At 75.3% G+C, this 25,385-nt stretch carries 21 protein-coding genes; 14 read left to right on the forward strand and 7 right to left on the reverse strand.

Annotated features, from left to right (window positions below; translation table 11 throughout):
• The first annotated feature begins 42 nt into the window (after positions 1 to 42).
• Complete coding sequence (cobN, locus tag AC2A1K_RS12400) at positions 43 to 3,684, forward strand: cobaltochelatase subunit CobN (RefSeq protein ID WP_483896611.1); 3,642 nt, start codon at positions 43 to 45, stop codon at positions 3,682 to 3,684.
• Between the two features lie 238 nt (positions 3,685 to 3,922).
• Here the strand turns inward: cobN and AC2A1K_RS12405 are convergent, their stop codons facing one another.
• Together AC2A1K_RS12405 and AC2A1K_RS12410 are read right to left on the reverse strand one after the other, a co-directional pair.
• The gene (locus tag AC2A1K_RS12405) at positions 3,923 to 4,903 is read right to left on the reverse strand and encodes an aldo/keto reductase (RefSeq protein WP_483896612.1); all 981 of its coding nucleotides are present in this window, start codon (positions 4,901 to 4,903) and stop codon (positions 3,923 to 3,925) included.
• A 24-nt stretch (positions 4,904 to 4,927) separates the two neighbouring features.
• Positions 4,928 to 5,386: a MerR family transcriptional regulator gene (locus AC2A1K_RS12410; protein ID WP_483896613.1), complete on the reverse strand. Its 459-nt coding sequence runs from the start codon at positions 5,384 to 5,386 to the stop codon at positions 4,928 to 4,930.
• A 62-nt stretch (positions 5,387 to 5,448) separates the two neighbouring features.
• Between AC2A1K_RS12410 and AC2A1K_RS12415 the strand changes: the two genes are divergently transcribed.
• Positions 5,449 to 5,643: a sigma factor gene (locus AC2A1K_RS12415; RefSeq protein ID WP_483896614.1), complete on the forward strand. Its 195-nt coding sequence runs from the start codon at positions 5,449 to 5,451 to the stop codon at positions 5,641 to 5,643.
• Between the two features lie 118 nt (positions 5,644 to 5,761).
• On the forward strand, positions 5,762 to 6,223 hold the full coding sequence (locus tag AC2A1K_RS12420) for a hypothetical protein (protein WP_483896615.1): 462 nt from the start codon (positions 5,762 to 5,764) through the stop codon (positions 6,221 to 6,223).
• Between the two features lie 145 nt (positions 6,224 to 6,368).
• Here AC2A1K_RS12420 and AC2A1K_RS12425 read toward each other — a convergent pair whose 3' ends face one another.
• Complete coding sequence (locus AC2A1K_RS12425; RefSeq protein WP_483896616.1) at positions 6,369 to 6,926, reverse strand: TetR/AcrR family transcriptional regulator; 558 nt, start codon at positions 6,924 to 6,926, stop codon at positions 6,369 to 6,371.
• A gap of 72 nt (positions 6,927 to 6,998) precedes the next feature.
• On the opposite strand from AC2A1K_RS12425, the gene AC2A1K_RS12430 reads away from it, so the two are divergent.
• The 4 genes from AC2A1K_RS12430 to AC2A1K_RS12445 all read left to right on the forward strand — a co-directional run bounded on the left by AC2A1K_RS12430 (position 6,999) and on the right by AC2A1K_RS12445 (position 10,697).
• On the forward strand, positions 6,999 to 8,129 hold the full coding sequence (locus tag AC2A1K_RS12430) for an FAD-dependent monooxygenase (protein WP_483896617.1): 1,131 nt from the start codon (positions 6,999 to 7,001) through the stop codon (positions 8,127 to 8,129).
• Complete coding sequence (locus tag AC2A1K_RS12435; protein ID WP_483896618.1) at positions 8,126 to 9,082, forward strand: NAD-dependent epimerase/dehydratase family protein; 957 nt, start codon at positions 8,126 to 8,128, stop codon at positions 9,080 to 9,082. The genes AC2A1K_RS12430 and AC2A1K_RS12435 overlap by 4 nt, the downstream gene beginning before the upstream one ends.
• Positions 9,083 to 9,318: 236 nt before the next feature.
• On the forward strand, positions 9,319 to 10,428 hold the full coding sequence (gene tsaD / locus AC2A1K_RS12440) for a tRNA (adenosine(37)-N6)-threonylcarbamoyltransferase complex transferase subunit TsaD (protein ID WP_483896619.1): 1,110 nt from the start codon (positions 9,319 to 9,321) through the stop codon (positions 10,426 to 10,428).
• Positions 10,429 to 10,481: 53 nt separating this feature from the next.
• Positions 10,482 to 10,697 (forward strand): DUF2795 domain-containing protein, encoded by a 216-nt coding sequence (locus AC2A1K_RS12445; protein WP_483896620.1) that lies wholly within the window; start codon positions 10,482 to 10,484, stop codon positions 10,695 to 10,697.
• 16 nt (positions 10,698 to 10,713) lie between these two features.
• Here the strand turns inward: AC2A1K_RS12445 and AC2A1K_RS12450 are convergent, their stop codons facing one another.
• Both AC2A1K_RS12450 and AC2A1K_RS12455 read right to left on the reverse strand, forming a co-directional pair.
• Complete coding sequence (locus AC2A1K_RS12450; protein WP_483896621.1) at positions 10,714 to 11,589, reverse strand: PP2C family protein-serine/threonine phosphatase; 876 nt, start codon at positions 11,587 to 11,589, stop codon at positions 10,714 to 10,716.
• A 235-nt stretch (positions 11,590 to 11,824) separates the two neighbouring features.
• A complete protein-coding gene (locus AC2A1K_RS12455) occupies positions 11,825 to 12,346 on the reverse strand; it encodes a type II toxin-antitoxin system PemK/MazF family toxin (protein WP_483896622.1) in 522 nt (173 codons plus the stop codon).
• Positions 12,347 to 12,454: 108 nt separating this feature from the next.
• Between AC2A1K_RS12455 and AC2A1K_RS12460 the strand changes: the two genes are divergently transcribed.
• Positions 12,455 to 14,077, forward strand: a complete 1,623-nt coding sequence (locus tag AC2A1K_RS12460; RefSeq protein ID WP_483896623.1) for a Na+/H+ antiporter — start codon at positions 12,455 to 12,457, stop codon at positions 14,075 to 14,077.
• A 95-nt stretch (positions 14,078 to 14,172) separates the two neighbouring features.
• Here the strand turns inward: AC2A1K_RS12460 and AC2A1K_RS12465 are convergent, their stop codons facing one another.
• Positions 14,173 to 15,936, reverse strand: a complete 1,764-nt coding sequence (locus tag AC2A1K_RS12465) for a serine/threonine-protein kinase (protein ID WP_483896624.1) — start codon at positions 15,934 to 15,936, stop codon at positions 14,173 to 14,175.
• Between the two features lie 304 nt (positions 15,937 to 16,240).
• Between AC2A1K_RS12465 and AC2A1K_RS12470 the strand changes: the two genes are divergently transcribed.
• The 5 genes from AC2A1K_RS12470 (at position 16,241) to AC2A1K_RS12490 (ending at position 24,289) form a co-directional block, all read left to right on the forward strand.
• On the forward strand, positions 16,241 to 16,717 hold the full coding sequence (locus AC2A1K_RS12470; protein ID WP_483896625.1) for a helix-turn-helix domain-containing protein: 477 nt from the start codon (positions 16,241 to 16,243) through the stop codon (positions 16,715 to 16,717).
• Positions 16,714 to 16,911: a hypothetical protein gene (locus AC2A1K_RS12475; RefSeq protein WP_483896626.1), complete on the forward strand. Its 198-nt coding sequence runs from the start codon at positions 16,714 to 16,716 to the stop codon at positions 16,909 to 16,911. Before AC2A1K_RS12470 ends, AC2A1K_RS12475 begins: the two co-directional genes overlap by 4 nt.
• A 179-nt stretch (positions 16,912 to 17,090) precedes the next feature.
• Positions 17,091 to 18,422 carry an FAD-dependent monooxygenase gene (locus tag AC2A1K_RS12480; RefSeq protein ID WP_483896627.1) on the forward strand — a complete coding sequence of 444 codons (1,332 nt, stop codon included), beginning with the start codon at positions 17,091 to 17,093 and terminating at the stop codon, positions 18,420 to 18,422.
• A 129-nt stretch (positions 18,423 to 18,551) separates the two neighbouring features.
• Positions 18,552 to 23,273 (forward strand): cation-translocating P-type ATPase, encoded by a 4,722-nt coding sequence (locus tag AC2A1K_RS12485; protein WP_483896628.1) that lies wholly within the window; start codon positions 18,552 to 18,554, stop codon positions 23,271 to 23,273.
• 89 nt (positions 23,274 to 23,362) lie between these two features.
• Positions 23,363 to 24,289 carry a DUF2188 domain-containing protein gene (locus AC2A1K_RS12490; protein WP_483896629.1) on the forward strand — a complete coding sequence of 309 codons (927 nt, stop codon included), beginning with the start codon at positions 23,363 to 23,365 and terminating at the stop codon, positions 24,287 to 24,289.
• Positions 24,290 to 24,352: 63 nt separating this feature from the next.
• Here AC2A1K_RS12490 and AC2A1K_RS12495 read toward each other — a convergent pair whose 3' ends face one another.
• Positions 24,353 to 24,607, reverse strand: a complete 255-nt coding sequence (locus AC2A1K_RS12495) for a WhiB family transcriptional regulator (RefSeq protein WP_483896630.1) — start codon at positions 24,605 to 24,607, stop codon at positions 24,353 to 24,355.
• Positions 24,608 to 25,170: 563 nt separating this feature from the next.
• On the opposite strand from AC2A1K_RS12495, the gene AC2A1K_RS12500 reads away from it, so the two are divergent.
• The gene (locus tag AC2A1K_RS12500) at positions 25,171 to 25,380 is read left to right on the forward strand and encodes a hypothetical protein (RefSeq protein ID WP_483896631.1); all 210 of its coding nucleotides are present in this window, start codon (positions 25,171 to 25,173) and stop codon (positions 25,378 to 25,380) included.
• Positions 25,381 to 25,385: the final 5 nt, after the last annotated feature.

The raw sequence follows: 25,385 nt of genomic DNA on the forward strand, positions 1-25,385 counted from the left end.
ACATCTATCTAGGTGTTCAGACATTCACGGCCTGGAGGCCAGGTGCTCCTGCTGCTCTCGACCTCGGACACCGACCTGCGCTCGGCGCGCGCCAGCGCACCCGGCGAGGAGGGCGGCTGGCGCTGGGCGAACCCGGCGCGCGTGACGGTCGGGGAGGAGCTGGACGCCCTCCTCGAGGGCGTCGACCTCGTCGTCGTGCGTCTGCTCGGCGGCCGGCAGGCGTGGGAGGACGGGCTGGACGCGCTGCTCGCGCCGTCACAGCCGCGCCCGGTGGTCGTGCTCGGCGGCGAGCAGAGCCCGGACGCGCAGCTGATGGAGTCGTCGACGGTGCCGGTCGGTGTCGCGACCCAGGCGCACCTCTACCTCGCGCAGGGCGGGCCGGAGAACCTCGCCCAGCTCCACCACTTCCTGTCCGACACGATCCTGCTCACCGGCCACGGGTTCGACCCGCCGGCCGAGATGCCGAGCTGGGGGCGTCTGGACGGCTGGGAGCACCCCGAGCGCGTGGCGTTACGGACACTGGATGACAGCGACGCCACGCCGCTGACATCGCCGCGCGTCGCCATCGTCTACTACCGCGCGCACCACATGGCCGGGAACACCGCGTTCGTCGACGGGCTCTGCCGCGCCGTGGTCGACGCCGGCGGGGTGCCCGAACCGGTGTTCTGCTCCTCGCTGCGCAGCCCCGACGAGGACCTCGTCGCCGTGCTCCGGAACGCCGACGTCCTCGTCACGACCGTGCTCGCGGCCGGCGGCTCCAAACCCGCGACGGCCAGCGCCGGCGGGGACGACGAGAGCTGGGACACCGGGGCGCTCGCGGCGCTCGACGTCCCGATCCTGCAGGCCCTGTGCCTGACGCGGACCCGCGACGAGTGGCTCGACGACGACGACGGCGTGAGCCCGCTGGACGCCGCCAACCAGGTCGCGGTCCCGGAGTTCGACGGCCGGATCATCACGGTGCCGTTCAGCTTCAAGGAGACCGACGCCGACGGCCTCCCCGTCTACGTCGCCGACCCCGAGCGCGCCGCCCGCGTCGCCGGGCTCGCGGTGAGCCACGCCCGCCTGCGTCACGTCCCGAACGCCGAGAAGCGCATCGCGCTGGTGCTGTCCGCCTACCCGACGAAACACGCCCGCATCGGCAACGCGGTCGGCCTCGACACGCCGGCCTCGGTGGTCCGCCTCCTGGCCGCGATGAGGGACGCCGGCTACCGCATCGGCGACGTCCCGGGCCTGGCCGAGCAGGACGGCGACCTGCTCATCCGCGCCCTGATCGACGCCGGCGGCTACGACCAGGACTGGCTCTCCGAGGACCAGCTCGCCGCCAACCCGATCCGCGTCGGCGTGGACGACTACACGCGCTGGTTCGCGACCCTCCCCGAGGACCTCCGCGCAGGCGTCGAGGAGCACTGGGGCCCCGCGCCCGGCGAGATGTTCATCGACGACTCCCGTGGCAACGACCCGGCGATCACCGTGGCGGCGCTGCGCCGTGACAACGTCGTCGTGATGATGCAGCCGCCGCGCGGGTTCGGCGAGAACCCGATCGCGATCTACCACGACCCGGACCTGCCGCCGAGTCACCATTACCTCGCGGCCTACCGGTGGCTCCAGAGCGAGTTCGGCGCGCACGCGCTGGTGCACGTCGGCAAGCACGGCAACCTCGAGTGGCTGCCCGGCAAGACCGTCGCGTCGAGCGCGTCGTGCGCGCCCGACCCGGTCCTCGGCGACCTGCCGCTGGTCTACCCGTTCCTCGTCAACGACCCGGGTGAGGGCACGCAGGCCAAGCGCCGCGCGCACGCCACGCTCGTGGACCACCTCGTCCCGCCGATGGCGCGCGCCGAGTCCTACGGCGACCTCGCCCGGCTCGAGCAGCTGCTCGACGAGTACGCGTCCATCCAGGCGATGGACCCCGGCAAGATCACCGCGATTCGCGGTCAGATCTGGCAGCTCATCCAGGCCGCCAAGCTCGACAGTGACCTCGGCGTGACCGACCAGCCCGACGACGAGCGCTTCGACGACTTCGTCATGCACCTCGACGGCTGGCTCTGCGAGATCAAGGACGCGCAGATCCGCGACGGCCTGCACATCCTCGGGCGCGCGCCGGCGGGTCAGGAGCGCGTCGACATGGTGCTCGCGGTGCTGCGGGCGCGGCAGCTGTGGTCGGGCACCCAGTCGCTGCCCGGGCTGCGCGAGGCCCTCGGTCTCCAGGAGAACGAGGCGTCGCGCAGCGAGGTCGACCGCGTCGAGGAGCTCGCGCACTCGCTCGTGCTGGGCATGGAGAAGCGCGCCTGGACCGACCCGGCTCAGGTGACGCTCGAGGTGCTGGGGCGCCAGGACCGAACCGTCACCGACATCCTGACCTTCGCCGCCACCGAGGTCGTCCCGCGCCTCGACGCGACCACCGGCGAGATCGACAGCGTCCTGCACGCCCTCGACGGCGGGCACGTCAAGGCGGGGCCGAGCGGCTCGCCGCTGCGCGGGCTGGTCAACGTCCTGCCGACCGGGCGGAACTTCTACTCCATCGACCCGCGCGCGGTGCCGTCGCGGCTGGCCTGGGAGACCGGGCAGATGCTCGCCGACTCCCTGCTCTCGCGGTATCGGGAGGATCACGACGGCGAGTGGCCGACCAGCGTGGGTCTCTCGTTGTGGGGGACCGCCGCGATGCGCACGAGCGGCGACGACGTCGCCGAGGCGCTCGCGTTGATGGGCGTCCGGCCGGTGTGGGACGAGGCGTCGCGGCGCGTGACGGGGCTCGAGGTCGTGCCGTCGACCGAGCTGGGCCGGCCGCGTGTCGACGTGGTGCTGCGCATCTCCGGGTTCTTCCGCGACGCGTTCCCGCACGTCGTGGCGACGATGGACGACGCGGTGCAGCTGGTCGCCGGGCTGTCGGACGAGGCCGACGAGGACAACTTCGTGGCCGCGCACGCGCGGGCGGACGTGGCCACCGGCTCGGACTGGAGCCGGGCGACGACGCGCATCTTCGGCTCGCCTCCCGGTGCCTACGGGGCAGGACTGCTGCAGGCGATGGACTCGCGCGAATGGCGCGGCGACGCCGACCTCGCGGAGATCTACACGACGTGGGGCGGGCACGCGTACGGGCGCGGGCGCCACGGCGAGTCGGCCGTGGAGGAGATGCAGGCGGCGTACCGGCGGATCGCGGTGGCCGCGAAGAACATCGACACCCGCGAGCACGACATCGCCGACTCCGACGACTACTACCAGTACCACGGCGGCATGATCGCTACGGTGCGCGCGCTGACCGGGGCGGCGCCGGCGGCGTACGTCGGCGACTCGACGCGCCCCGAGAACGTGAGGACGCGCTCGCTGATCGAGGAGACGGCGCGGGTCTTCCGGTCGCGCGTCGTCAATCCGCGCTGGATGGCCGCGATGCGCCGGCACGGCTACAAGGGCGCGTTCGAGATGGCCGCGACCGTCGACTACCTGTTCGGCTGGGACGCGACCGCGGGCACGGTCAGCGACTGGATGTACGGCTCGCTCACCGAGAACTACGTCCTCGACCCCGAGAACCGCGCTTTCCTCCGCGAGGCCAACCCGTGGGCGCTGCACGGCATGGCCGAGCGCCTGCTCGAGGCCGTCGACCGCGGTCTGTGGGAGTCGCCGGACCCGGCGATGGTCGAGCAGCTCCGCGAGGCGTTCCTCGAGGCCGAGGGCGACGCGGAGGGCTGACCCGAACCTCGCATGTGAGTACTTTCCGGGCCTATGGGCCCGGAAAGTACTCACATGGTGGGTCAGGGCTCGACGACCAGGCGAGCAGAAACCAGTGCGATAGAACTGTGTGTGCTCTCGTAGCGCGTCGTGCCGACCCGGGCCGCGAGTCGGTCGGTCGCATTCTCGATCTTCTGGTCTTGCGCGTGCCGCCGGCCTTGGTCAGCCCCTCGAACAACAGTTCCAGGGGAAACGTGCGTCAGGCCCGTGCCGCGGTGTCCCGGTTGACCCACGTCATGTCACGGGTGCGGCCGCCCGTCGGCACCAGCGCCGACAGCGCCGCGAGGTCGTCGGCGTCGAGCACGACGTCGCGCGCCCCCAGGTTCTCCTCGAGGTACGTGCGCCGCTTGGTGCCGGGAATCGGCACGACGTCGTCCCCCCGGGCCAGCAGCCACGCCAGCGCCACCTGGGCCGGCGTCGCGCCGCGGCGCTTGGCGACCTCACGCACCTGCTCCACGAGCGCGAGGTTCTCCTCGAGCGCGCCCTCGGCGAAGCGGGGCAGGGTGCGGCGGAAGTCGTCGCTCGCGAGGTCGCGCACCGACGCGTCGGTGAGCATCCCGCGCCCGAGCGGGCTGTAGGGCACGAGCCCGATGCCGTGCTCACGCGCGGCGGGCACGACCGACTCCTCGATGTCGCGGCTGAACAGCGACCACTCCGACTGCAGCGCCGCGATCGGCGCCACCGCCGCGGCGCGGCGGACGGTCTGCGCCGACGCCTCGGACAGGCCGAGGTGGCGCACCTTGCCGGCGGTCACGAGCTCGGCCATCGCGCCGACGGTGTCCTCGACCGGCGTCGCCGGGTCGGGGCGGTGCAGGTAGTAGAGCTCGACGTGATCGACCCCGAGCCGTTGCAGCGACCCGTCGATCGAGCGCCGCACGTACTCCGGCGACCCGTTCACCTGCCCGTTGGGGTAGCCGGTGGTCGGGTCGGTCTGGATGCCGAACTTCGTCGCGAGCGTGACCTCCTCGCGCCGGCCGGCGATCGCCTCGCCGACGAGACGCTCGTTCTCGCCGCTCGCGTAGACGTCGGCGGTGTCGAGGAAGGTGACGCCGAGGTCGAGGGCGCGCCGGACGGTGGCGATCGACTCGTCACGGTCGGCGGGTCCGTAGGCCCAGTTCAGTCCCATGCAGCCCAGGCCGAGCGACGGGACGGACAGCGGGCCGAGACGGCGGTCGGACATGGAGGTGCTCCTGTTCGGCGGGGCCTACGAGCCGCAGGCCCCGCCATAGGTCGTGATCTTGTAGTCGACGACGGCGAGCGCGGCCTGGAGGTCGTGCAGGCGGTTGAGGATGTCGTCGCGGTGGGCCTCGAGCAGCGCCAGGCGCTCGGGCTCGGTGCCCGGTCCCTGTTTGACCATCTCCACGTAGCGGGCGATGGCCGCGATCGGCATGTCCGAGTCGCGCAGCCGGGTGATGAACACGACCCGCCCGACCGCCTCCCGGTCGTACAGGCGGCGACCCGCCGCGTCGCGGGGCACCTCCACCAGCCCGATGCGCTCGTAGTAGCGCAGGGTGTGGGCCGACAGCCCGGTCAGTTCGGCGACGTCGGCGATCGTCATGTGCTCGGGGATCTCGAGGTCGCGGACCAGCTCGACCGTGAGCGGGGGCAGCTCGCCCTCGGTCGTCTCGATGAGGCCCCGCAGTCGGTCCGCCGTCACGCTCACGGGAACGACCGTAGGACTTCGAGTGCGCTCGAAGGCAAGCTCCTGTGGGCAGGATGGTGACCGTGACGGCGACCACGCAGACGTTCACCGAGCAGCGTCCCCGCCTCTTCGGGCTCGCCCGCCGGATGCTCGGGTCCGCGCACGACGCCGAGGACGTCGTCCGGGACGCGTGGCCTGCGCTGGGCCGGCCACGGCGAGACCGTCGAGGAGCGCGAGTCGGTGTCGCTCGCCCTGCTGACGGACGCTGGAGCGCCTGATCCCGCCGGAGCGACAAGCTCGTCTTCCTCGTCGAGCAGGTGTCACGTTCCGGGGGCCTGTCCGGTCGACCGTCCCGACGGGCGCCGCCGGAGCGCCCGCGCCGACCGGGAGGACGTCATGACCGTGCTGGTGACCGGAGGGACGGGAACGCTGGGCCGCGCGCTCGTCCCGCGGCTCGACGCCCCGCACGTCCTGAGCCGCCGTGACGGGCCAGGGCGCGTCGTCGGCGACCTCGACACCGGTGAGGGGCTCGACGCCGCGACAGCCGGCGGCGCCGGGGTCCTCCCGGTGCTCGCCGGAGCGTCGTTCCAACCGATCGCGGTCGCCGACGTCGCTGCCCGTCTCGCCGCCCTCGCCGCCGGCCCGCCGCAGGGCCGCGTGCCCGACGTCGGCGGACCCGAGGTCCGCACGATGGCCGACCTCGCGCGCACCTGGGCGCACGCCACCGGTCGTCGTCGCCCCGTGGTGCCGCTGCGCTTCCCCGGTGCGATCGCGCGGGGGTTCGGCGCGGGCGCCAACCTCGCTCCCGACCACGCCGAGGGCGTCGTCACCTTCGAGCAGTTCCTCGCGGCGGGGTGACGACGTGATCGTGCGGGTGCTGCTCCTCGTGGCGCCCCGGGGTGGGTCGCGCTGCGGCCGCCCGACGACGAACACCTCGTGCGCGACGTCGGCGCCGGCACGCTCGCGCCGACCGTGGCCCTGGTGCTCGCGGGGCGGGAGCGCGTCAGGCGGTGAAGCCCCGTACGACGTCGGCGATCGACGCCCGCAGGCCGGCCTCGTCACGAGGCGGCCGGCCCGCGCCGGCGAGCTGATCGAACGCGAGGCCGTCGAGGCACGCGACGAGGTCGTCGGCCCGCCGCCGCGGCTCGGCGATGCCCAGCCCGTCGAGGGTGCCCGCGACCCGCTCGCGGATCAGGGCCCCGGACGTGCGCAGAGCCGTCTCGAGCTCCGGGCGCCGGGTCGACTCCAGCGCCAGCTCCCAGCGCGCGAGCAGCCGCTCGTGGTCCTGCGCGAGCCACCGCCCGACCGTCGCGACGCACGCCGCGACGAGGCCCTCGACGCTGGTGACCGCCGGGGCGCCGCTCGCCATCTCCTCGAGCGTGCGCGCCGCCATCCGCTCCACACAGGCCTGCAGCAGCGCCGAGCGGGTGCGGAAGTAGTACGAGCTCGTGCCCTCGGCGAGCCCGGCGGTGGCGTCGACCGCCCGGTGGGTCAGGCCCCGGCTCCCCGCTCGGGCGAGCACGGTGATCGCCGCGTCAGTGAGGACGTCCCGACGGTCCACGACGGTCCCTTTCCCTCGATCCTCTACAGCCGTAGAGGAGCCCCTACTACAGAAGTAGAGGGAGGGTGGGTCATGAGGCGAGCGGTCGTGGTGGGAGCGGGTCTGGGTGGTCTGGCGAGCGCGATCGCGCTGCGGCCGGGATGGGAGGTGACGGTCCTCGAGCGGCGGCCGCACGCCGCCGAGGTCGGCGCCGGCATCGCGCTGTGGCCCAACGCCCTGCGGGCGCTCGACGTCCTCGGGCTCGGGGCGCGGGTCCGCGAGCTCGGGACCGTGGAGATCGGCGGCGGCCTCCGCACGGCGTCGGGCCGCTGGCTGTCGCGGACCGACGCCGCCGACCTGCGCCGCCGCCAGGGCGACGGTGTCGTCGTGCTGCCGCGGCCCGACCTGCACGACCTGCTGCGTGCGGCGGCCCCCGACGTCCGCGAGGGCGTCGGCGTCCGCCGCGTCGAGCCCGGCGACGGCGAGCACCCGGCCGTCGTCCAGGACGACGCGGGTGGACGGCACGAGGCCGAGCTGGTCGTCGCCGCCGACGGCGTGCGCAGCACGGTGCGCGCCGCGTTCTGGCCGGACGTGGCCGTGCGGGACACCGGGCACACGGCCTTCCGCATGGTGGCCGACCACCGGCTCGCCGAGGGCGGCGAGAGCTGGGGCGGCGGCGACGTCGTCGGACTCGCCCCGCTGCCGGGGGACAGGACCTACCTCTACGCCATGGTGCCGACGGCCGAGGCGCCCGCCACCGACCTCCTGCCCTGGCTCCGCGCGCGGCTCGCAGGCTGGCACGCCCCGATCGCGGCGGTGCTCGACGCCGTCGACGGCCCCGTCCTCGCGCATCCGCTGGCCGACCTTCGCCCGCCCGCGACCTGGCACCACGGCCGCATCGCGCTGCTCGGCGACGCCGCCCACGCCATGACCCCGAACCTGGGACAGGGCGCGGCCCAGGCGTTCCTCGACGCGGTCGTCCTCGCCGAGGAGGCCACCGGCGAGCCCGCCGCCCTGGCGGTCTACGAGCGACGGCGGCGCCCGGTCGCCGAGGCCGTCGCCCGCCGGTCGCGCTCCGCGGGCGACGTCGCGGCCTGGCGCTCGCCGATCGCGATCGCCCTGCGCAACGGCCTCGTCGGTGCCCTGCCCGCGGGCGCCTCCGCGCGGGCCCTCGACCACCTGCTCGGCACCCCGGACTCGACCTCGGAGACGGCCTCGTCATGACCAGCACCCACGTCGTCGTCGGCGCGAGCGGCGGCATCGGCCGCGCGGTCTGCGCCGAGCTCGCCCGTCGCGGCGTGCCGGTCCGCGCGGTGACACGCTCCGGGACGCCCGTGCCGGGCGGGCAGGCCGTCGCCGCGGACGCCACCGATCCGCCGTCCCTGCGCGCGGCCTGCGGTGACGCCGCCGTCGTCTACCACTGCGTCAACCCGCCGTTCGCCACCTGGCGCTCGGCATTCCCGGCCGCCACGCGCGCCCTGCTCGCCGCGGCCGGCGCGGCCGGCGCCCGGCTGGTCTTCGCGGACGACACCTGGATGTACGGGCTGGTGGACGGCCCGATGCGCGAGGACACGCCCGTCGCGCCGGTGTCGGGCAAGGGCGTCCTGCGGGCCTGGCTCGCAGAGATGGTGCTCGCCGCCCACGCTCGCGGAGACGTCGAGACCGTGATCGGCCGTGCGCCCGAGCTGTGGGGGCCGGGGGTCGAGTCGCTGTTCAGTGCCGGAGTCTTCGCGGGCGCCGCCGAGGGGCGCACGGTGCGCTGGCCCGGCGACCCGGACCTGCCGATGACCGCCGGCTACGCCCCGGACGTCGGCGCCGCGCTCGTCGAGCTGGCGCTCGCGCCGGCGACCGCGACGGGCCGCGTCTGGCACACCCCGGTGCCGCCGCCGATCACGGGGCGCGCGTTCGTCGAGCGGATCTTCGCCGCGGCCGGCCATCCGCCGCGCCTCGGGCGCCTCACGCCGGCGATGGTCGCCGGCCTGCGGCTCGTCTCACCGGTCGCGCGCGAGGGTGCAGAGCTGCTCTACCAGTTCGAGCAGCCGTTCCTCGTCGACGACAGCGACTTCCGGGCGAGGTTCACGCGGCGCGCCACCGGCTGGGACGAGGGTATCGCGACGACGCTGGCCTGGTATCGCGCCGACCCCGACCGCACGCGCCGCCGGCTGGTGCCGGCGTGAGCGGCCCCGCCCCGTTCTGGGCGAAGGGCCCCTTCGGTCGGATAGACGGGCGAGGGGTGCCCCTCCGCCGGATCGGGACCGGCCGCGCCCGGGGCACGTCACGCTGGCCCCCACATCCGGCGTGTGGCAGGTGAACGGCACGACGCCCGCGAGCCCGACCTCGGGCCCCACACCTTGATCACGGGCGAGCGCCGGGCGGCGACGGGTCGCGTCGGGGTGGGAGGACAATCGACGTCGTGAGCACGCCCCTGGTCCTCGGCATCGAGACGTCCTGCGACGAGACCGGCGTCGGCCTGGTCTCGGAGGGCAGGCTGCTCGGCGACGCGCTGGCCTCGAGCATGGAGGAGCACGCGCGGTTCGGCGGTGTCGTGCCCGAGGTCGCGGCGCGCGCGCATCTCGAGGCGATGGCGCCGATGGTTCGCACGGCCCTGCAGCGCGCGGAGGTCGACCTCGCCGACGTCACCGCCGTCGCCGTCACCGCCGGCCCCGGACTGAGCCCGGCGCTGCAGGTCGGTCTCGCGGCGGGCAAGGCGTATGCGCTCGCGGCCGGGGTCCCGCTCTACGCCGTGCACCACCTCGCGGGTCACGCCGCCGTCGACGTCCTCGACCACGGGCCGCTGCCGGAGCGCTGCGTCGCCCTGATCGTCTCCGGCGGTCATACCTCGCTGCTGAGCGTCGGCGACCTGGCCCGCGACGAGGTCGTGCACCTCGGCGACACCGTCGACGACGCGGCCGGCGAGGCCTTCGACAAGGTCGCGCGTCTCATCGGCCTGCCCTACCCGGGCGGCCCGGCGATCGACCGCGCCGCCCGCGAGGGCGACCCGCACGCGATCGCCTTCCCCCGCCCGCTGACCGGGCCGTCCGACCCGCCGTGGACGTTCTCGTTCTCGGGGCTCAAGACGGCGGTCGCGCGCTGGGTCGAGGCGCGGACCGGCACGTTGCCGGTGCCCGACATCGCGGCGTCCTTCCAGGAGGCCGTCGCCGACACCCTCGCCCGCAAAGCCGTCGCCGCCTGCGCCGACCAGGGCGCCGACACCCTGCTGATGGTCGGCGGCGTCGCCGCCAACTCCCGGGTGCGCGGGCTGGTCGAGGAGCGCTGCGCCGCGGCCGGGCTCACTCTGCGGGTGCCGCCGATCCGGCTCTGCACCGACAACGGCGCGATGATCGCCGCGCTCGGCGACCTGCTCGTGCGCGCCGACGTCGAGCCCGACCCCCTCGACGTTGCCGCCGACCCGCGCGCCCGCCTGACCGGCGCGCTGCTCCACGGGACGCGGAGCGATCGGGGGAGCACGCCGAGAGGGGAGTCGGACTCTGAGAACGGGACACGGGCGTTACCCGTGGGCTGAGATCGACTCTGTCGAACCTCTCACGTTGCCGCCCGCTCGGCACCCCGGTACCCGTGGAGGGCGTGCCCGGTTTCCGCGCGGTCCTCGACGAGGAGCGCTTCCCGTTGCGGCGGTGGCAGATCCTCGCGGTCGCCGACGACTACGGCGTCGACACCCGCACGCGCACCAAGCTCGAGCAGATCCCCGACCGGCGCTACGCCGACGCCGGCGAGGTCATGATCGCTCTGGCCATGACCCCGGCCCACCTGGCGGCGCGCACGCCGCTGTGACGTGTGCGGGGAGGCATCAGCCGGTGGGCGCGAGCGCCAGCAGGATCGCGGTGGCGTTGTCGTGCCCGCCGTCGTCGAGTGCCGCCTCGATCAGTGCGCAGACCCCGGTGTGCACGGCCTCGGCGTCGGTGGGCGTGCCGTCGAGCACCGCGGCGAGCACCGCGGGGTCGGGCAGGTGGTTCCACACCCCGTCGCTGCACAGCAGCAGGACGCCGTGCTCGTCGAGCTCCCAGGTGCGGTGGCGCGCCACCACGTCGGGGGCGTCGGCCGCGAGCCAGCGGGTGATCACGTGGGCGCGCGGGTCGGACAGCGCGTCGTCGGCGCCGACGACGCCCGCGGCCACCATCTCGGCCGCCCACGAGTCGTCCTCGGTGAGCACCGCGGACTCCTCGGGCGAGCCGGGACACAGCCAGTAGGCGCGGCTGTCGCCCGCCCAGCTGACCACGGCGCGGCCCGCGTCGAGCACGGCGGCGACGTAGGTACAGGCCGGCGCCGAGCCCGAGCCCGGGGCCAGCGCGGCGACCGCCTTGCGCGCGGCCTCGGCGGCGGTCGCCGCGGCGTCGTCGAGGTCCTGGCCACTGGTCAGCGCCTCGTGCCCGGCCGCGACGGCGACGTCGCACGCGGTGCGCGAGGCCGTGTCGCCGCCGGGGACCGAGGCGACGCCGTCGCACACGACGGCGACGACGGCGGGCGTGCCGTTCGCCGTGGTCGCGCGCATCAGCGCGAAGGCGTCCTCGTTGCGACGGCGACGGTGCCCGCGGTCGGTGACGCCGGCGCCCAGGACGGCGGTGGAGCCGACGTCCTCGGGCGCGTCGAGGACCTCCTCGGCGTGCTCGACGCCCGCGAACGACGGGGACGAGGCGGCGGAGGCGGACGCGGGCTCGATCGGCACGGGCACTCCCTACACCCTCGCGCCCCGGAGCCCCGGGACGACGCGGTGGGGTGAGACGGGCGTTTCGCCCAGCGGGTGGATGGCGACGGGGCCCGGTCGCCGGGCGGACGAGCGGGACGGTGGTGCGACCACTGATCGGGTCATCACGGCCCCCTCCCACCGGCGGCCCGGCCGGGCCGGGTCGGTGCGTTGGAGGGTAGTCGTTCCTACGAACGGGTGGAGGGTCGCGGGGTGATCAGTTCCAGCCGTAACCGGCGCGCAGTTCCGCGGCGACGCGCTCGAACCGGTCGGCAGGCATGATCGCGCCCTCCCGGCGGATGCCGTGCTCCCGGATCTCGAGCACGCGGTCGAGGCGGACGAAGGAGTCGCGGCCCTCGCGGTCCCACGCCCCCGCGCCGACCGGCAGCCAGTGCGCGTCGTCGCGGCGGTGCTCCTGGCTGGAGAGCATGAGCCCGAGCAGGTCGCCGTCCCCGGCCCGCGCCACGATCAGCACCGGACGGTCCTTGCCCTGCGAGGCGTCCTCCTCGTAGGGCACCCAGGTCCACACGATCTCGCCGGGGTCGGCGGCGCCGTCGAGGTCGGGCGCGTAGGAGACCGTGCGCGCGCGGTCTCGGGCGGGCGCGGTACGCACCCTGCCACCCGGCGCCGGAGCCTGTGACCGATGGCCCGATCCGCTCCGCTGCCCGTCCACCTGCTTGTTCAGCAGGTCCAGCCCGGCCTGCAGCGCCCGTCCCACGACATCCCGGAATCCCGCCACGGCGCACAGCTTGCCGGGCCGCGCCGAGCGGCGACGCGTGGGGTCTGTCCTGCGGTCCGGCGCCCAGGGCCGTCACCGGCGACGAGGAGACGCGCCTAGGGTCCGATCATGACGGTCCTGGCGCTCGTGATCGCCGCCCTGTTCGTCGGCGTGGTGCTGGTCGGCGTCGGCGACCGCCTCCGGCTGCCGTGGCCGGTGCTGCTCGTGCTGGTCGGCACCGCCGCCGCGTTCGTGCCCGGGATCGAGGCCCCGGACCTCGATCCCGAGCTGATCCTGCCGCTGTTCCTGCCGCCGCTGCTGTTCGCGACGGCGCAGCGGGCGTCGTGGTCGGTGTTCCGCACGCGGTGGCGCGCCGTGCTGTTCCTGGCCGTGCTGCTGGTGGCGGTCACCGTCGCGGCGGTCGGCGCGACGGTGATGTGGCTGATTCCCGGGATGGCGCTCGGTGCCGCGCTCGCCGTCGGGGCCGCCGTCGCGCCGCCCGATCCGGTGGCCGTCGAGGCCGTCGCCGGGCCGCTGCGGATGCCGCGCCGGCTGGTCGGCGTGCTGCAGAGCGAGGGGCTGTTCAACGATGCCACCGCGCTCGTCGTGTTCCAGACGGCGATCGCGGCGACGGTGGCCGGCGAGCAGCCCGGCGCCGAGACCGGGCTGCTGTTCGTGTGGTCCGCGGTCGGCGCGGTGGCGGTCGGGCTCGTGGCCGCGTGGCTCGCGGGGCAGCTCGCCGACCGCCTCACCGACCCCGTCGCGCCCAGCGCGCTGACCCTCGTGCTGCCGTTCGCGGTGTACCTCGCCGCCGACGCCCTCGAGGCCTCCGGCGTGATCGCGGTGGTCGTGGCCGCGCTGCAGATGCGCCAGCGCGCCGACGCCGACGACATCGAGCAGCGCCTGACCGGCAGCGCGTTCTGGAACGTCGTCGAGATGCTCGTGACGGCGGCCGCCTTCGCGCTGATCGGGCTGGAGCTGCGCGCCGTGATCGAGGACGCCGGCGACCAGCTGGGTCGGATGGTCGCCGACGCCGCGGTCGTCGCCGTCGTGGTGATCGCCGTGCGTGCGGTGTGGATGGTCGGCGCGCTGGTGTCGGTCCGGCGCCGCGGGTCGCCGCCCGGCACCGCGCCGCGCACGGCGGCCGAGGCGGCGGTGCTGACGTGGTCGGGGATGCGCGGCCTCGCGACCCTCGCCCTCGCGCTGGCCCTGCCGCGCGTCACCGACGACGGCGCGCCGTTCCCGTTCCGCACCGAGCTCGTGATCATCGCCGCCGGGGTGCTGGTCGCGACGCTCGTGCTGCCGGGCCTCACCCTGCCGCTGCTGCTGCGCGTGCTCGGGGTCCGCGAGAGCGAGGAGGTCGGGCGCGAGGCCGAGCACCGGCTGGTGGCGCGGGCGCGCAAGGCCGCGCTCACCGAGCTCGCGTCGCTGGACCGCGAGGCGATCGGCGTCGACGACACCGTGGGGGAGGAGGTGCTCGGCGAGATGCGCGCCCGCTTCGCCCGCCTGGGCGCGGGCGAGGGCGGCGCCGGGGACGCGCCGGGCGAGGACGCCGCGGACCGCGCCGACTACGAGCAGCGCCTCGAGACCCTGCGGCGCCGCCGCGACCAGTGGACGCGCGTGCAGTCGCTGGCCCTGGCCGCCGCCCGCCGTGAGGTGCTCGCCGCGCGGTCCGAGGCCGGCGTGGATCCCGAGACCGCCGACCGCGTCCTGCAGCGCCTCGACGTGAGGTCGCTCGCGTCGAGCCGGTAGGAGACCGCCGGCGCAGGCGGACGTGCATCGAGCGGGACGCCGACGAGCACGGCGCGGCCCCGGGGACGGTGCGAGTGGAGGGCTTCGCCCGCTGACTAGCGGTGGAGTACGCCGCCGAGCGCTTCGACCGCCGGGTCGAGCAGGGCGCGGCTCCGCGCCGCGGCGGGTGGCGTGGTCCTCGTCGTGGTCGTCGTGTGCGACGCGGTGGTCGACGACTCGGTGGCCTCGGTGGCCTCGGTGGCCTCGGTGGCCTCGGTGGACTCGGTGGACTCGGTGATGGCCGACTCCGTGGCCGACGGTGGGGCCGACTCCGTGGCCGACGGTGGGGCCGACTCCGTGGCCGTGGTGGTCTGCTCGGTCGTCGACGGTGTCGTGCTCGACGAGGAGTCGGGCGTCGACGGCGTGGTCGGCGACGTCGTGGTCGTCCCGCCCGGCAGGCCGGGGACCGGGTTCGACGAGGTGCCCGTGGGCGAGGTCGTCGGTGAGGGAGTCGTGCTGCTCGGCTCGGGCCGGGCGGTCGTCGCGGAGCCGCCGTCGGTGATCGGGGCGATCGGGGCGGTGGGCGGCTGGGCGGTGGTCGGCTCGCGGCGCTCGGCCACCGCCTGGCGGTCGCCGCCGGAGCGGCTGGAGTCGTCGACGCCGCTGCGATCCCGATCCTCGTCGCCGCCGGAGGAGGACGACGAGTGCCCGCCACCGAAGCCGAGTCCCGGGTCGGCCACGACCTCCGCGGTCGGGGGCGGCACGGTGGCCGCCGGTGGCGTCGCGGTGTTCACCCGGTCGACCGTCCAGGCCGACGCCACGACGACCCCGCCGGCGAGCAGGACGGCGGCGGCGACGGTCGCGGCGACCATGAAACCCCCCGCGTCGGCCAGCCGGCGGCGGCGCTCCGGGACCTCCGCCATCGCCGGGGTCTGGTCGGGGGAGGGCTCGGCGCCGGGAGCCGCGGGGGCGGCTACCGGGCGCAGGTTCTCGGTGGTGGCGTCCGGGGTGCCCGCGCCGACGAGCGGCGCCATGGCGTACGGGGGCGTCGCCGCCTCCGCGGCCAGGGCGGCCCGGCGCAGGCCGACGCAGACGTTCTCGGCGGTGGGCCGGTGCGCCGGGTCGTCGGCGGTCATGGCTTCGAGGAGCGCGAGCACCTCGATCTCCAGGCCCGGCGGCATCTCGGGCCGGCGCTGGAGCCGGGCGCGGGCGGCGGCCAGCGGCGCGCCCTCGTAGGCCGGGCGCGCGGTGAGCGCCTCGATCATCACGAGGCCGAGCGCGTAGACGTCGGCCGGCGCGCCGACCGTCTCCCCGCGCACCTGCTCGGGCGCGAGATAGGGCGCGGACCCGACGACGATGCCGGTGTCGGTGATCCGCGGGGCGTCGGCGACGAAGGCCACGCCGAAGTCCGAGAGGTGCGCCCGCCCGTCGCCGTCGAAGAGCACGTTGCGCGGGGTGACGTCGCGGTGCAGGACACCGGCGCGGTGGACGTGGCTCAGGCCGTCGGCGACGGAGGCGACGGCGAGCAGCGTCTCGCCGACACCCAGCGGCCCGTCGGCGAGCCGGTCGGTGAGGCTGCCGCCCTCGAGCAGCGCCATGACGACGAACGCCCGGCCGGCGTCGTGGCCGACGTCGTAGACCGGGACGAGGCTCGGGTGGTCCATCGAGGCCGTCAGCCGGACCTCGCGCTCGATGCGCGGGTCGTCGGCGACGGGGAAGATCTTGACCGCGGCCTCGCGGTCGAGCAGCAGATCGTGCGCCCGATAGACCTCCGAGCACGTGCCCCGGCCGAGCAGCTCGCCGAGCTCGAAGCGTTCCCCGAGGCGGTCGGGCAGCGGGCCCGGGTCGCTCGGGGGCGCGAACGGTCGGACATCGGTCATCGTCTCGCACCCCCCCTCGGCCACTACTCCGATCACCATCCTTCCACCTCTCTTACCCGGATCAGGGCACAACGACATACCGGATTACCGAATTCGGGTGGTCGATCGATGATCGACCACCGATCGACCACCGGCCGTCGCCGTCCGGTCGCGTGCGGTTCACCTCCTGCGAGGTGACACATCGCGCCCGTGTCCCGGGGAGCATTGACAGAAGTTGCAGTGCCGAGTAGAACTTCTGGACGTCCGCCCTGCTCATCGTGGGTCGGACTGCGCAGAGCACGAACGCAAGGACGCGACGGAAGCCGTGGGCGCCGAGAGCCTCGACGAAGAGGACACTCCCGCACTGACCACTGGTCAGGCGGCGGAGTTCCTCGGGGTTCGACCGGCGTTCCTCCGGAGTCTCGACGCGGGTCGGATGGTTCGCCCGGAGCGCTCCGCAGGCGGACATCGGCGTTGGACGCGCCGGCAGCTGACCCTCGCCTCCCGGATCCGCGAGCTCTTCGACGAGGGTCTCACCCTCACCGCGGCCGCGATGGTCGTGAATCTGCAGGACGAGGTGGCCCTGGTCTCGCGCCAGCGTGATCAGGCCCACGGCGAGCTCGAGCGGGCCCGACGAGAACTGTCACGGGTCCGGCGAGAGCTCGCCGCGGCCCGGGGGGAGCAGACCGCCCGCCCCGTGCCACCCGCTCGCACCCACCGTGCGTGCGGGCCCGAAGTGCCCACGACCGCTCTTCGACCGCCCTTGCCGACCCCTCCACCTCAACGGACTTCCTCCACATGAAGCTCATCGACCACCGTCGGTCCCACCGTCCCCTCCTCCGCACGCCCATGCCGCCCTCGCTGGCGCGGGTCCCGCTCGTGGACCTCTGCAGCTGCAAGCACCCGCGCGAGTCGCACGAGCACTACTACCTCGGCGACCACTGCGCGCAGTGCGAGTGCGCGCACTTCCGCCGGATCGACCCGGCCCGCGCCTGATCCGCGCTGCGCCCATCGCGCCTCGGCGCCACCACTACCGGCCCCGCCAGCTCCCCGAGGTGGCGGGGCCGCGTGCTGTCACGGTCCTGCCGACATGAGGGCCACATGAGGGCCACATGAGGGCCAGGCCACGACCCGGCCGCCGGTCCGGCCGGCGGGCGGCGCCTACCCTGGGGTTCGTGGAGCGCACCGGGCGTAACGGACAGCCGCGGGCGCTCGTCGTCGGGGCCGGGGTCGCCGGCCTCGCCGCCGCCACCTCGCTGCACCGGGCCGGATGGTCGGTCGTCGTGTGCGAGCGCGCCGCCGCGCGGCGCACCGGCGGCTACTTCGTGCGGCTCGCCCCCGAGGGGCTCGCCGCGGCCGACCGCCTCGGCGTCTCGCACGTGCTGCGCACGCGGCTACCCGCCGACGGGATCATCACCGGGGTCGACGGGCGCGGACGCACCGTCTCCCGCGTCGAGGCCTCGCTGGCCGAGGACCCGGACGCGCTCGCCCTGGTCCGCGGCGATCTCGAGGCGGCGCTCTGGGCGGCGCGCCCCGAGGAGGTCGCGGTGCGCTTCGCGACCGTGCCTCGCCGCCTCGACCCGCGCCGCGACACCGTGGACGTCGTCCTCGACGCCCCGGAGGGCGCGACGACCGAGCGGTTCGACCTCGTCGTCGGCGCCGACGGCGTGCGCTCGGCGGTGCGCGGCATGGTGTTCGGCCCGGACTCGGAGTTCCGGCACGAGTTCGACCACGTGGTGATCTCCGCGGTGCTGCCGCGCCTGCCGGGCGGGCTGCGCGAGGGCGACTACGTCGTGCTCGCCGAGGTCGGCCGCACCGCGCACCTCATGGCCGTCGAGGAGCACGCCCCGGTCGTGTTCTTCACGTTCCGCGCGGATCTGCTCGGTGCCGACGGGCGCGACACCGCGGGCCGGGCCGCCGCGGACCCGGTGGGCGCGCTGCGGCACGTCTACGGCGACTTCGCCGGTCTGATGCCGGAGGTCCTCCATGGTGTCGAGGAGGCGGGCACCACCCATGTCGACACCGTCGCGCAGATCCGCCTCGGGTCGTGGCGCCGTGGCCGGGTCGTGCTCGTCGGGGACGCGGCGTGGTGTCCCACGCTGTACTCGGGGCAGGGCTCGGCGCTCGCGCTGGTCGGCGGCGAGACGCTCGGCACGCATGTCGCCGCCCGTCCCGACGACCTCGAGGCCGGCCTCACCGCGTGGGAGGCGGCGCACCGCCCCGCCGCGCTCGCGGCGGGCAGCGCCGCACGGCGCTCCCGCCACTTCTTCCTGCCCGGCAACCGGCTGGTCGCGGTGCTGCGCAGCGCCGCGCTGCGGATCGCCTCGTGGCGACCGGCGGGCCGGCTGCTCCACGCGCTGGCCTCCCGCGCCGCGGGTCCCGGCGGACCGGGTTCACCCGGTGGTGGTGCCGCCCAGCGCAGAACGACACCCGACCGGCGCGACGTTCATCCGACTGCCACTTCCGGGTCGCGCTCGTTGCGACCTTCGGCCCTGGGTCGCCCGTAAGCTGTACCACGCCGGGTACACGACGTTGCGCTCTCCGTGCCCGCGTGCGCCAGCGGAGCCGCGATCGGGTACGCCGACGCATGCCTCGGGTCCCCGACCCGATTCGACGAGAGGACGACAGCCACTCCCATGGCTTCCCACCCCGCCCCCCGCCCGCCCCGAGGCCTGCTCGCGCGTGTGGTGGATCCGCTCGGCATCGCCGCCGGCGTGCTCGACCGTGTCGACCCGTTCCGGCACCGCGGCCGCCGCGTGTGGCGCGGCGCGGGCCGGGTGCAGATCGGGGTGCCGGCGGTCGTGTACGAGACCGGCGCGGAGCTCGGCCGCGCGGTCGAGAAGGCGCTCGCCGCGCACCCGCAGGTGGAGTGGGCGGCGATCAACGCGACGCTCGCCGCGGTGGTCGTCGGTCTGGCCGGGGAGGGCTCGGAGGGTGAGATTCCGGCCGGTCTCCCCGACGACGCGCTCGTCGACGACCTCGTCGACCTGGTCGAGATCCTCGAGGAGCGCGAGGGCGGCGACGCCGTCGTGCCCGCCGGCTCGCCGTCGGCCGGGGTCGCGCAGCAGGCGTTCACCGCGCTCGCCGCCGATCTCGCCGGCCTCGGCGTCGCCGCGGTCGCCCGCGTCCTGCGCCGCGCGCCGCTGCCCGCCGAGCTCGCCTCGGCCGCGACGTTCGTCGACCACCAGCCCCGTCTGCGCGCGGCCGTCGAGCGCGCGGTCGGTGAGGACCGCGCCAACGTCCTGCTCGCGCTCTCGAACGCCGCGGCGCAGGCGCTCGGCCAGGGCACCACCGGCCTGCTGGTCGACGCCGCCTACCGCGCCATGCAGGTCGCCGAGGCGCGGGCGCGGACCGAGACGTGGGACGACGCCGAGCCCCGGCTCCTCGAGTCCGCCGACCACGCGGCCGCTCCGCCCGACGACGAGCTCCGCGCGGCCCGTCCCGTCGCGCTGCCCCTGGGTCCCGTCGAGAAGCACGGCGACATCGTCGGCATGGGCGCGGCCGGCGGGTTCGCCGCCACCGCGGCCGCGACCGGCGACATACGCAAGGCCGCCGGCGTCGCGCTGTCGACGCTGCCGAAGGCCGGCCGGCTGGGTCGCGAGGGCTTCGCGACGACGTTCGGCCGTGTCCTCGCCCGGCGCGGCGCGGTCGTCGTCGAGCCGACCGCGCTGCGGCGCCTGGACCGCATCGACACCGTCGTGCTCGACGCCGAGGCGCTGACGACCGGCGTGCTCATGCTCGGCGACCTGCTCGCCCTGCCGGACGCCGACGGCACGCCCGCCTCCCTCGACGAGCTCGTCCCGCGGGTCCACGAGCTGTTCGATCCGGCCGAGCCGGCCGCGCCGCACCGGCTCTCCGGCGACGACGGGTGGGACGGCACGGAGCCGTCAGGGGAGCCCGCCGGGAGGGGAGCTGACGCACCGGAGGCTGTTCACTGGCTGCTCGCCGGACTCGACGACGTCCCGGGCGGCGACGACCCGCGCGCCGTCGAGGCCGCCGACGTGCTGCGCGCCGACGGCGCCACCCACGTGCTCGGCCTGCGCCGCGACGACCGGCTCGTGGCGGTCGTCGGCGTGCTGCCCGAGCCCGCCTCGGCCGCCGAGGCCCTCGCCGCGGCGGCGCGTCGCGCCGGCGTCACCCTGATCATCGGCGGGCCCACCCCCGGGATCGGCGACCGCGCGATCGCCGGCGGCGAGGCCCTGCGCGACTCGGTGCGCGACCTCCAGGCCGCGGGGTCCGGCGTGCTCGTCGTCTCCCGCGACCGGCGTGCCCTCGCGGCCGCCGACCTCGGCATCGGCGTCTCCCGCCCCGACGGCACCGCCCCGTGGGGCGCCCACGTGTTCGTCGGCGACGACCTCGGCACCGCCGCGCTGCTCATCGAGGGCGTCAAGGTCGCCCGCGGGGTGTCCAACCGCTCGGTGAACCTCGCGCGCGCCGGCTCCGTCCTCGGCGCCGTCATGGCCACGGCGGGCACGACGCCGCGCGCCCCGGGGCTCGCCGGCCTCGCCGTGAACGGGGCCGCGGCCGTCTCGCTGGGCAACGGCGCCTGGGCGGCGACCGAGCTGGGACGCCGCGTCGTCGTGCCCGGCGTGAGCCGCACGCCGTGGCACGTCATGCCGACGAGCACCGTGCTCGCGCGCCTCGACGTCACCGAGCGCGGCCTGACCACCGCGGAGGCCCACCGGCGCCACCGCGACGACCCGGCCGCCGCGGACACCGAGACGACGCTCGGCCGCGCGTTCCTCGACGAGCTCAACAACCCCCTCACGCCCGTGCTCGCCGGCGGCGCCGTGCTCTCGGCGGCCATCGGCGCCGTCGTCGACGCCGCGATCGTCGTCGGCGTCACCGCCTTCTCGGCGCTGATCGGCGGCGTGCAGCAGGTCGCCACCGACCGGGCCGTCGCCGGACTGCTCGAACGCTCGTCGATCCGCACCCGTGTCCTGCGCGACGGCCACTCGCGCGGGATCGGCGCCGACGAGGTCGTCGTCGGCGACGTCATCGAGCTCGGTCCCGACGACGTCGTGCCCGCGGACTGCCGGGTGATCGAGTCGGACGCCCTCGAGATGGACGAGTCGTCGCTGACCGGCGAGTCGCTACCGGTGCTCAAGTCCCCGGCGCCGGTGATCGCCCGGACCGTCGCCGACCGCCGCTCGATGGTCTACGAGGGCGCCACGGTCGCGACCGGTCGGGGGCGCGCCGTCGTCGTCGCCACCGGCTCGAGCACCGAGGTCGGCCGCTCCACGGCGGCCGCCAAGGCCGCCGCGCCGGTCGCCGGCGTCGACGAGCGCCTCGCCGGTCTGACCCGCATCACCACGCCCCTGGCGCTCGGGTCGGCGGCCGCGGTCGTCGCCGCCGGCGCGGTGCGCGGGCTCCCGTTCCAGCAGAACCTGCACTCCGGCGTCGGCCTCGCCGTCGCCAGCGTGCCCGAGGGCCTGCCCTTCGTCGTCTCCGCCGCGCAGCTCGCGTCGGCCCGGCGGCTGTCGGCCGAGGGCGCGCTGGTGCGCAACCCGCGCACCATCGAGGCGATCGGTCGCACCGACGTCCTGTGCTTCGACAAGACCGGCACGCTCACCGAGGGACGCCTCGCGCTCTCGGCGATCTCCGACGGCATCAAGCTCCGGCCCACCGACCGCCTGCGCAAGCGTCAGCGCCGCGTGCTGGCCGCGGCGCTGCGCGCGACCCCGCGCCCCACGCCGGGGGAACGGCTCGCGCATCTCACCGACCGTGCGGTGGTCTCCGGCGGCCAGCGGTTCGACGTCGACCCGGCCCACAAGCGCCCCGGCTGGTGGCCGCTCGCCTCGCTCGACTTCGACCCGTCGCGCGGCTACCACGCCACGCTCGGCGACGTGGACACCCCGAGCGAGACGGCCTCCGAGGGCGACGAGGGCGGTCCGTTCCGCCTGGTGTCGGTGAAGGGCGCGCCGGAGGTCGTCATCGCCCGCGCCACGACGTTCGCCGGCGCCGAGCTCGACGACGAGACCCGCCAGCAGCTCGTCGACCACACCGAGCTGCTCGCCGGCCAGGGCATGCGCGTGCTCGCCGTCGCCGAGAAGGTCCTCACCGCCGACGAGCACGCCGCCCGCATCGCGGAGCGCGACGCCGACGGCGGCGACGATCCTTCGTTCGGCGGGGCGCTCGACGACGCCGACGTCGCCGACCTCGAGTTCACCGGTTTCGTCGGCTTCACCGACCCGGTGCGCGCGGGCTCCCAGGCCACGGTGCGCGACCTGCGGGACGCCGGCGTCCAGGTCGTCATGATCACCGGCGACCACCCGAGCACCGCGGAGGCGGTCGCCGAGGAGCTCGACGTGCTCAACGGCGGCATCGTCGTCACGGGCACCGAGCTGGACGAGCTGGACGACGACGAGCTCGACGACCTGCTGCCCAAGGTCCGGGTGGTGGCGCGCGGGACGCCGTCGCACAAGGTCCGGATCGTGCAGGCGTTCCAGCGCCTCGAGCGCACGGTCGCGATGACCGGCGACGGCGCCAACGACGCCCCCGCGATCCGCCTGGCCGACGTGGGCATCGCCCTGGGCCGCCGCGGCACGCCCGCCGCCCGGGCCGCCGCCGACCTCGTCATCACCGACGATCGCCTCGAGACGATCCTCGCCGCGCTGGTCGAGGGGCGGGCGATGTGGGCGTCGGTGCGCGAGGCGCTCGGCGTGCTGGTCGGCGGCAACCTCGGCGAGATCGCGTTCACGGTGCTGGGCGCCACCACCACGGGCACCTCGCCGCTGAACGCCCGCCAGCTGCTGCTGGTCAACCTGCTCACCGACCTGGTGCCCTCACTCGCCCTCGCCGTGCGCGCGCCCCAGCCCGAGTCGGCGGCCGAGCTGCTCGCCGAGGGGCCCGAGGCCTCGCTGGGCGAGGCGCTCAACGACGAGATCGGCCTGCGGGCCATGGCCACGGCGGGTGGCGCGAGCCTCGCCTGGCTCCAGGCGCAGGCCACGCCGTACGGCAGCCCGGCCCGGGCCCGCACGGTGGCGCTGACGGCGCTCGTCGGCACCCAGCTGGGGCAGACGATCGTCGCCGGCGGCGGACGCAGCCCGCTCGTGATCGGCGCCAGCGTGGTGTCCGCGGGCGCGCTGTTCGCGGTCGTGCAGACCCCCGGCGTCAGCCAGTTCTTCGGCTGCGTGCCGCTCGGGCCGGTGGCCTGGGCGCAGGCGGCGGGCTCGGCCGGCGTCGCCACGGCGGCCTCGGTCGTGGGCCCGGAGCTGGTTCGGCGCTACGGTCCGATCGTGGTGCCGGAAGGGTCGCCCCAGGCCTCCTGGATCGAGCGCCTGGAAGAGATCCGCGACGAGGCGACCAAGAAGTACCTCGAACTGCAGAACCGTGCGGCGGAGGCGTTGAACGGGTGATGCGGTGCCGGTTACTGGTGCGTTTGTGCAGGTCGCGGCCTGGGCATCAGATCGGTTGAAGACACCGTCGAACAGGAGTTGAGACCGTCATGGCCGACCGGTACGTCGTTCCCACCGAGGACGGCTGGCAGGTGCAGAAGAAGGGTGCCCAGCGCGCCAGCGCCAAGGCGGCCACCCAGGCCGAGGCCGTCGAGCGGGCGACCGAGATCGTGGCCAAGGACGGTGGCGGCAAGGTCGTCGTGCACGGCACCGACGGCAAGGTCCGCGAGACCCACCAGGTGAAGGCCGGCGCCGAGAACACCACGGGGGAGGCCGCCAAGGCCACCGTCAAGGCGAACGCCCAGGGCGCGCGCGCGAAGGCGCAGACGGCGTCGGACAAGGCGTCGTCGAGCGCGAAGAAGGTCGGCGACGACGCCAAGGCCACCGCGCAGAAGGACGCCGACCGCGTGCAGGAGTCGACGAAGAAGGCCGCCGCGCAGGCCGAGGCCGGCGCGAGCGGTGTGGCCGACCAGGCCGCCAAGGCCGCGGCGGGCGACAAGACCCCGTCGGCGGCGGCCAAGGACGCCGCCACCGTGGCGCAGGTGTCCGGTGAGCAGGTCGCGACCACCACGTCGCGGGCCGGCGAGCGCGTCGCCAAGGACGCCACCCGCGTCGCCCAGCACGCCGGCAGCGAGGCCAAGGCCCGGGCCGACGAGGCGGGCGCCGCGACGGCCAAGGCGGGCGACCGCGCCGCCACCGTGTCCTCCGGGGTCGCCTCGGAGCTCGAGGACGCGGGCGACACCGCGGCGCACCGGGTGAACCGGGCGAGCGAGTCCGCCGCCCAGCAGGTCGACCGGTCCGTCCGCCGGACCGCCGACCAGGTCCGCGACAACGCCCCGGACTACAACCCGGTGCGCATCGTCGGCAACGCTGCCTCGATCGTGGTGAAGACCGGCTTCAGCCTCGCGGGCGCCGTGATCTCCACCGGGGGTCAGGTGCTGCAGTTCGCCGCGCGGAAGGTCACCGGGCGCGGCTGACACGCCCTCCGACACGCCGAAGGGCCCGCCCCGATGTGGGGGCGGGCCCTTCGTGTGTGTGACTCAGGCGGCGTGCGGGGCGGCGGAGCCGATGCGCGTGGCGCGGCGCATGGCCCGACGCTCGTCCTCGCCGGTGCCGCCCCAGACGCCGGCCTCCTGGCCGGTGTCCATGGCCCACTGGAGGCAGCCCCGCTGGATGGGGCAGCTGTGGCACACGGCCTTGGCCTCGGCCAGCTGGGCGGAGCCGGGACCGTGTGCGGTCAGGGGGAAGAAGAGTTCGGGGTCGTGGTCGCGGCAGGCCGCGAGCTCCCAGTCCATGATCCTGCTCGTCCAATCTCGCTCGTCGGTGGTCAGCTCGGCCGTGCCTGCTCCTCGCAGAGCAGACACGGCCGTGGTGCCGCCGGGCCCGACGCGAGGCGCACCAGCGCGCGCCTTGCAACGGCCCCTGCGGCACGGTCGTGCGCCGGGCATCGGTTCGAATCCGGGGGTCCTACGGTGTCGGTCCTCGGAGCGGCCCGGGGTGGGCCCGCGCCCCGGGGTCCGGAGCACTTCGGTACTCATCTATGACGTCGAGGCGACCGATCCGGTTCCCCTCGGCCCGCAACATGTCGTCACGGACACGGCCACCCGGGCGTGCCGGGGCCGCTCGTCAGCGAGCCTCCATGATCTATCCGTACAGCGCGTCGGGCAAACGCTTTTGATCCGTGCCACTCCGGCGAACGAGTATGTCATTGGTCACAGCTTTCGCTCACGCTGCGCCGACACGGCGCGGCGAACGAGTGGGGACAGGCTGCCGCTGAGGCGAAGCGCTGCGGTTCCGCCCCCGCCGAGCCACACTGTGATGGTCGGATTCCTCGATCGAGCGAGGGGAGGGCGAGCGGATGAAGTGGGCGCGGCGCACGGCGCGCGACATCGTCATCTGGGTGGCCCTTACCGGCGGGATCGTGCTCATGGTCCTCGGTCAGGCGATCATCGGCGCTGCCGTGCTGGCCTTCGGGCTCTGGCAGCTCGTCATCGCCATGCGCCGCGGCGGGGGCCTGTTCGTCGACCAGCGCGCGGCCGACCGTCCGGGCAAGCCCACGGTCGGCTGACGTCA

This window comes from Actinomycetospora sp. 2LY8.5 (genome assembly GCF_057180585.1).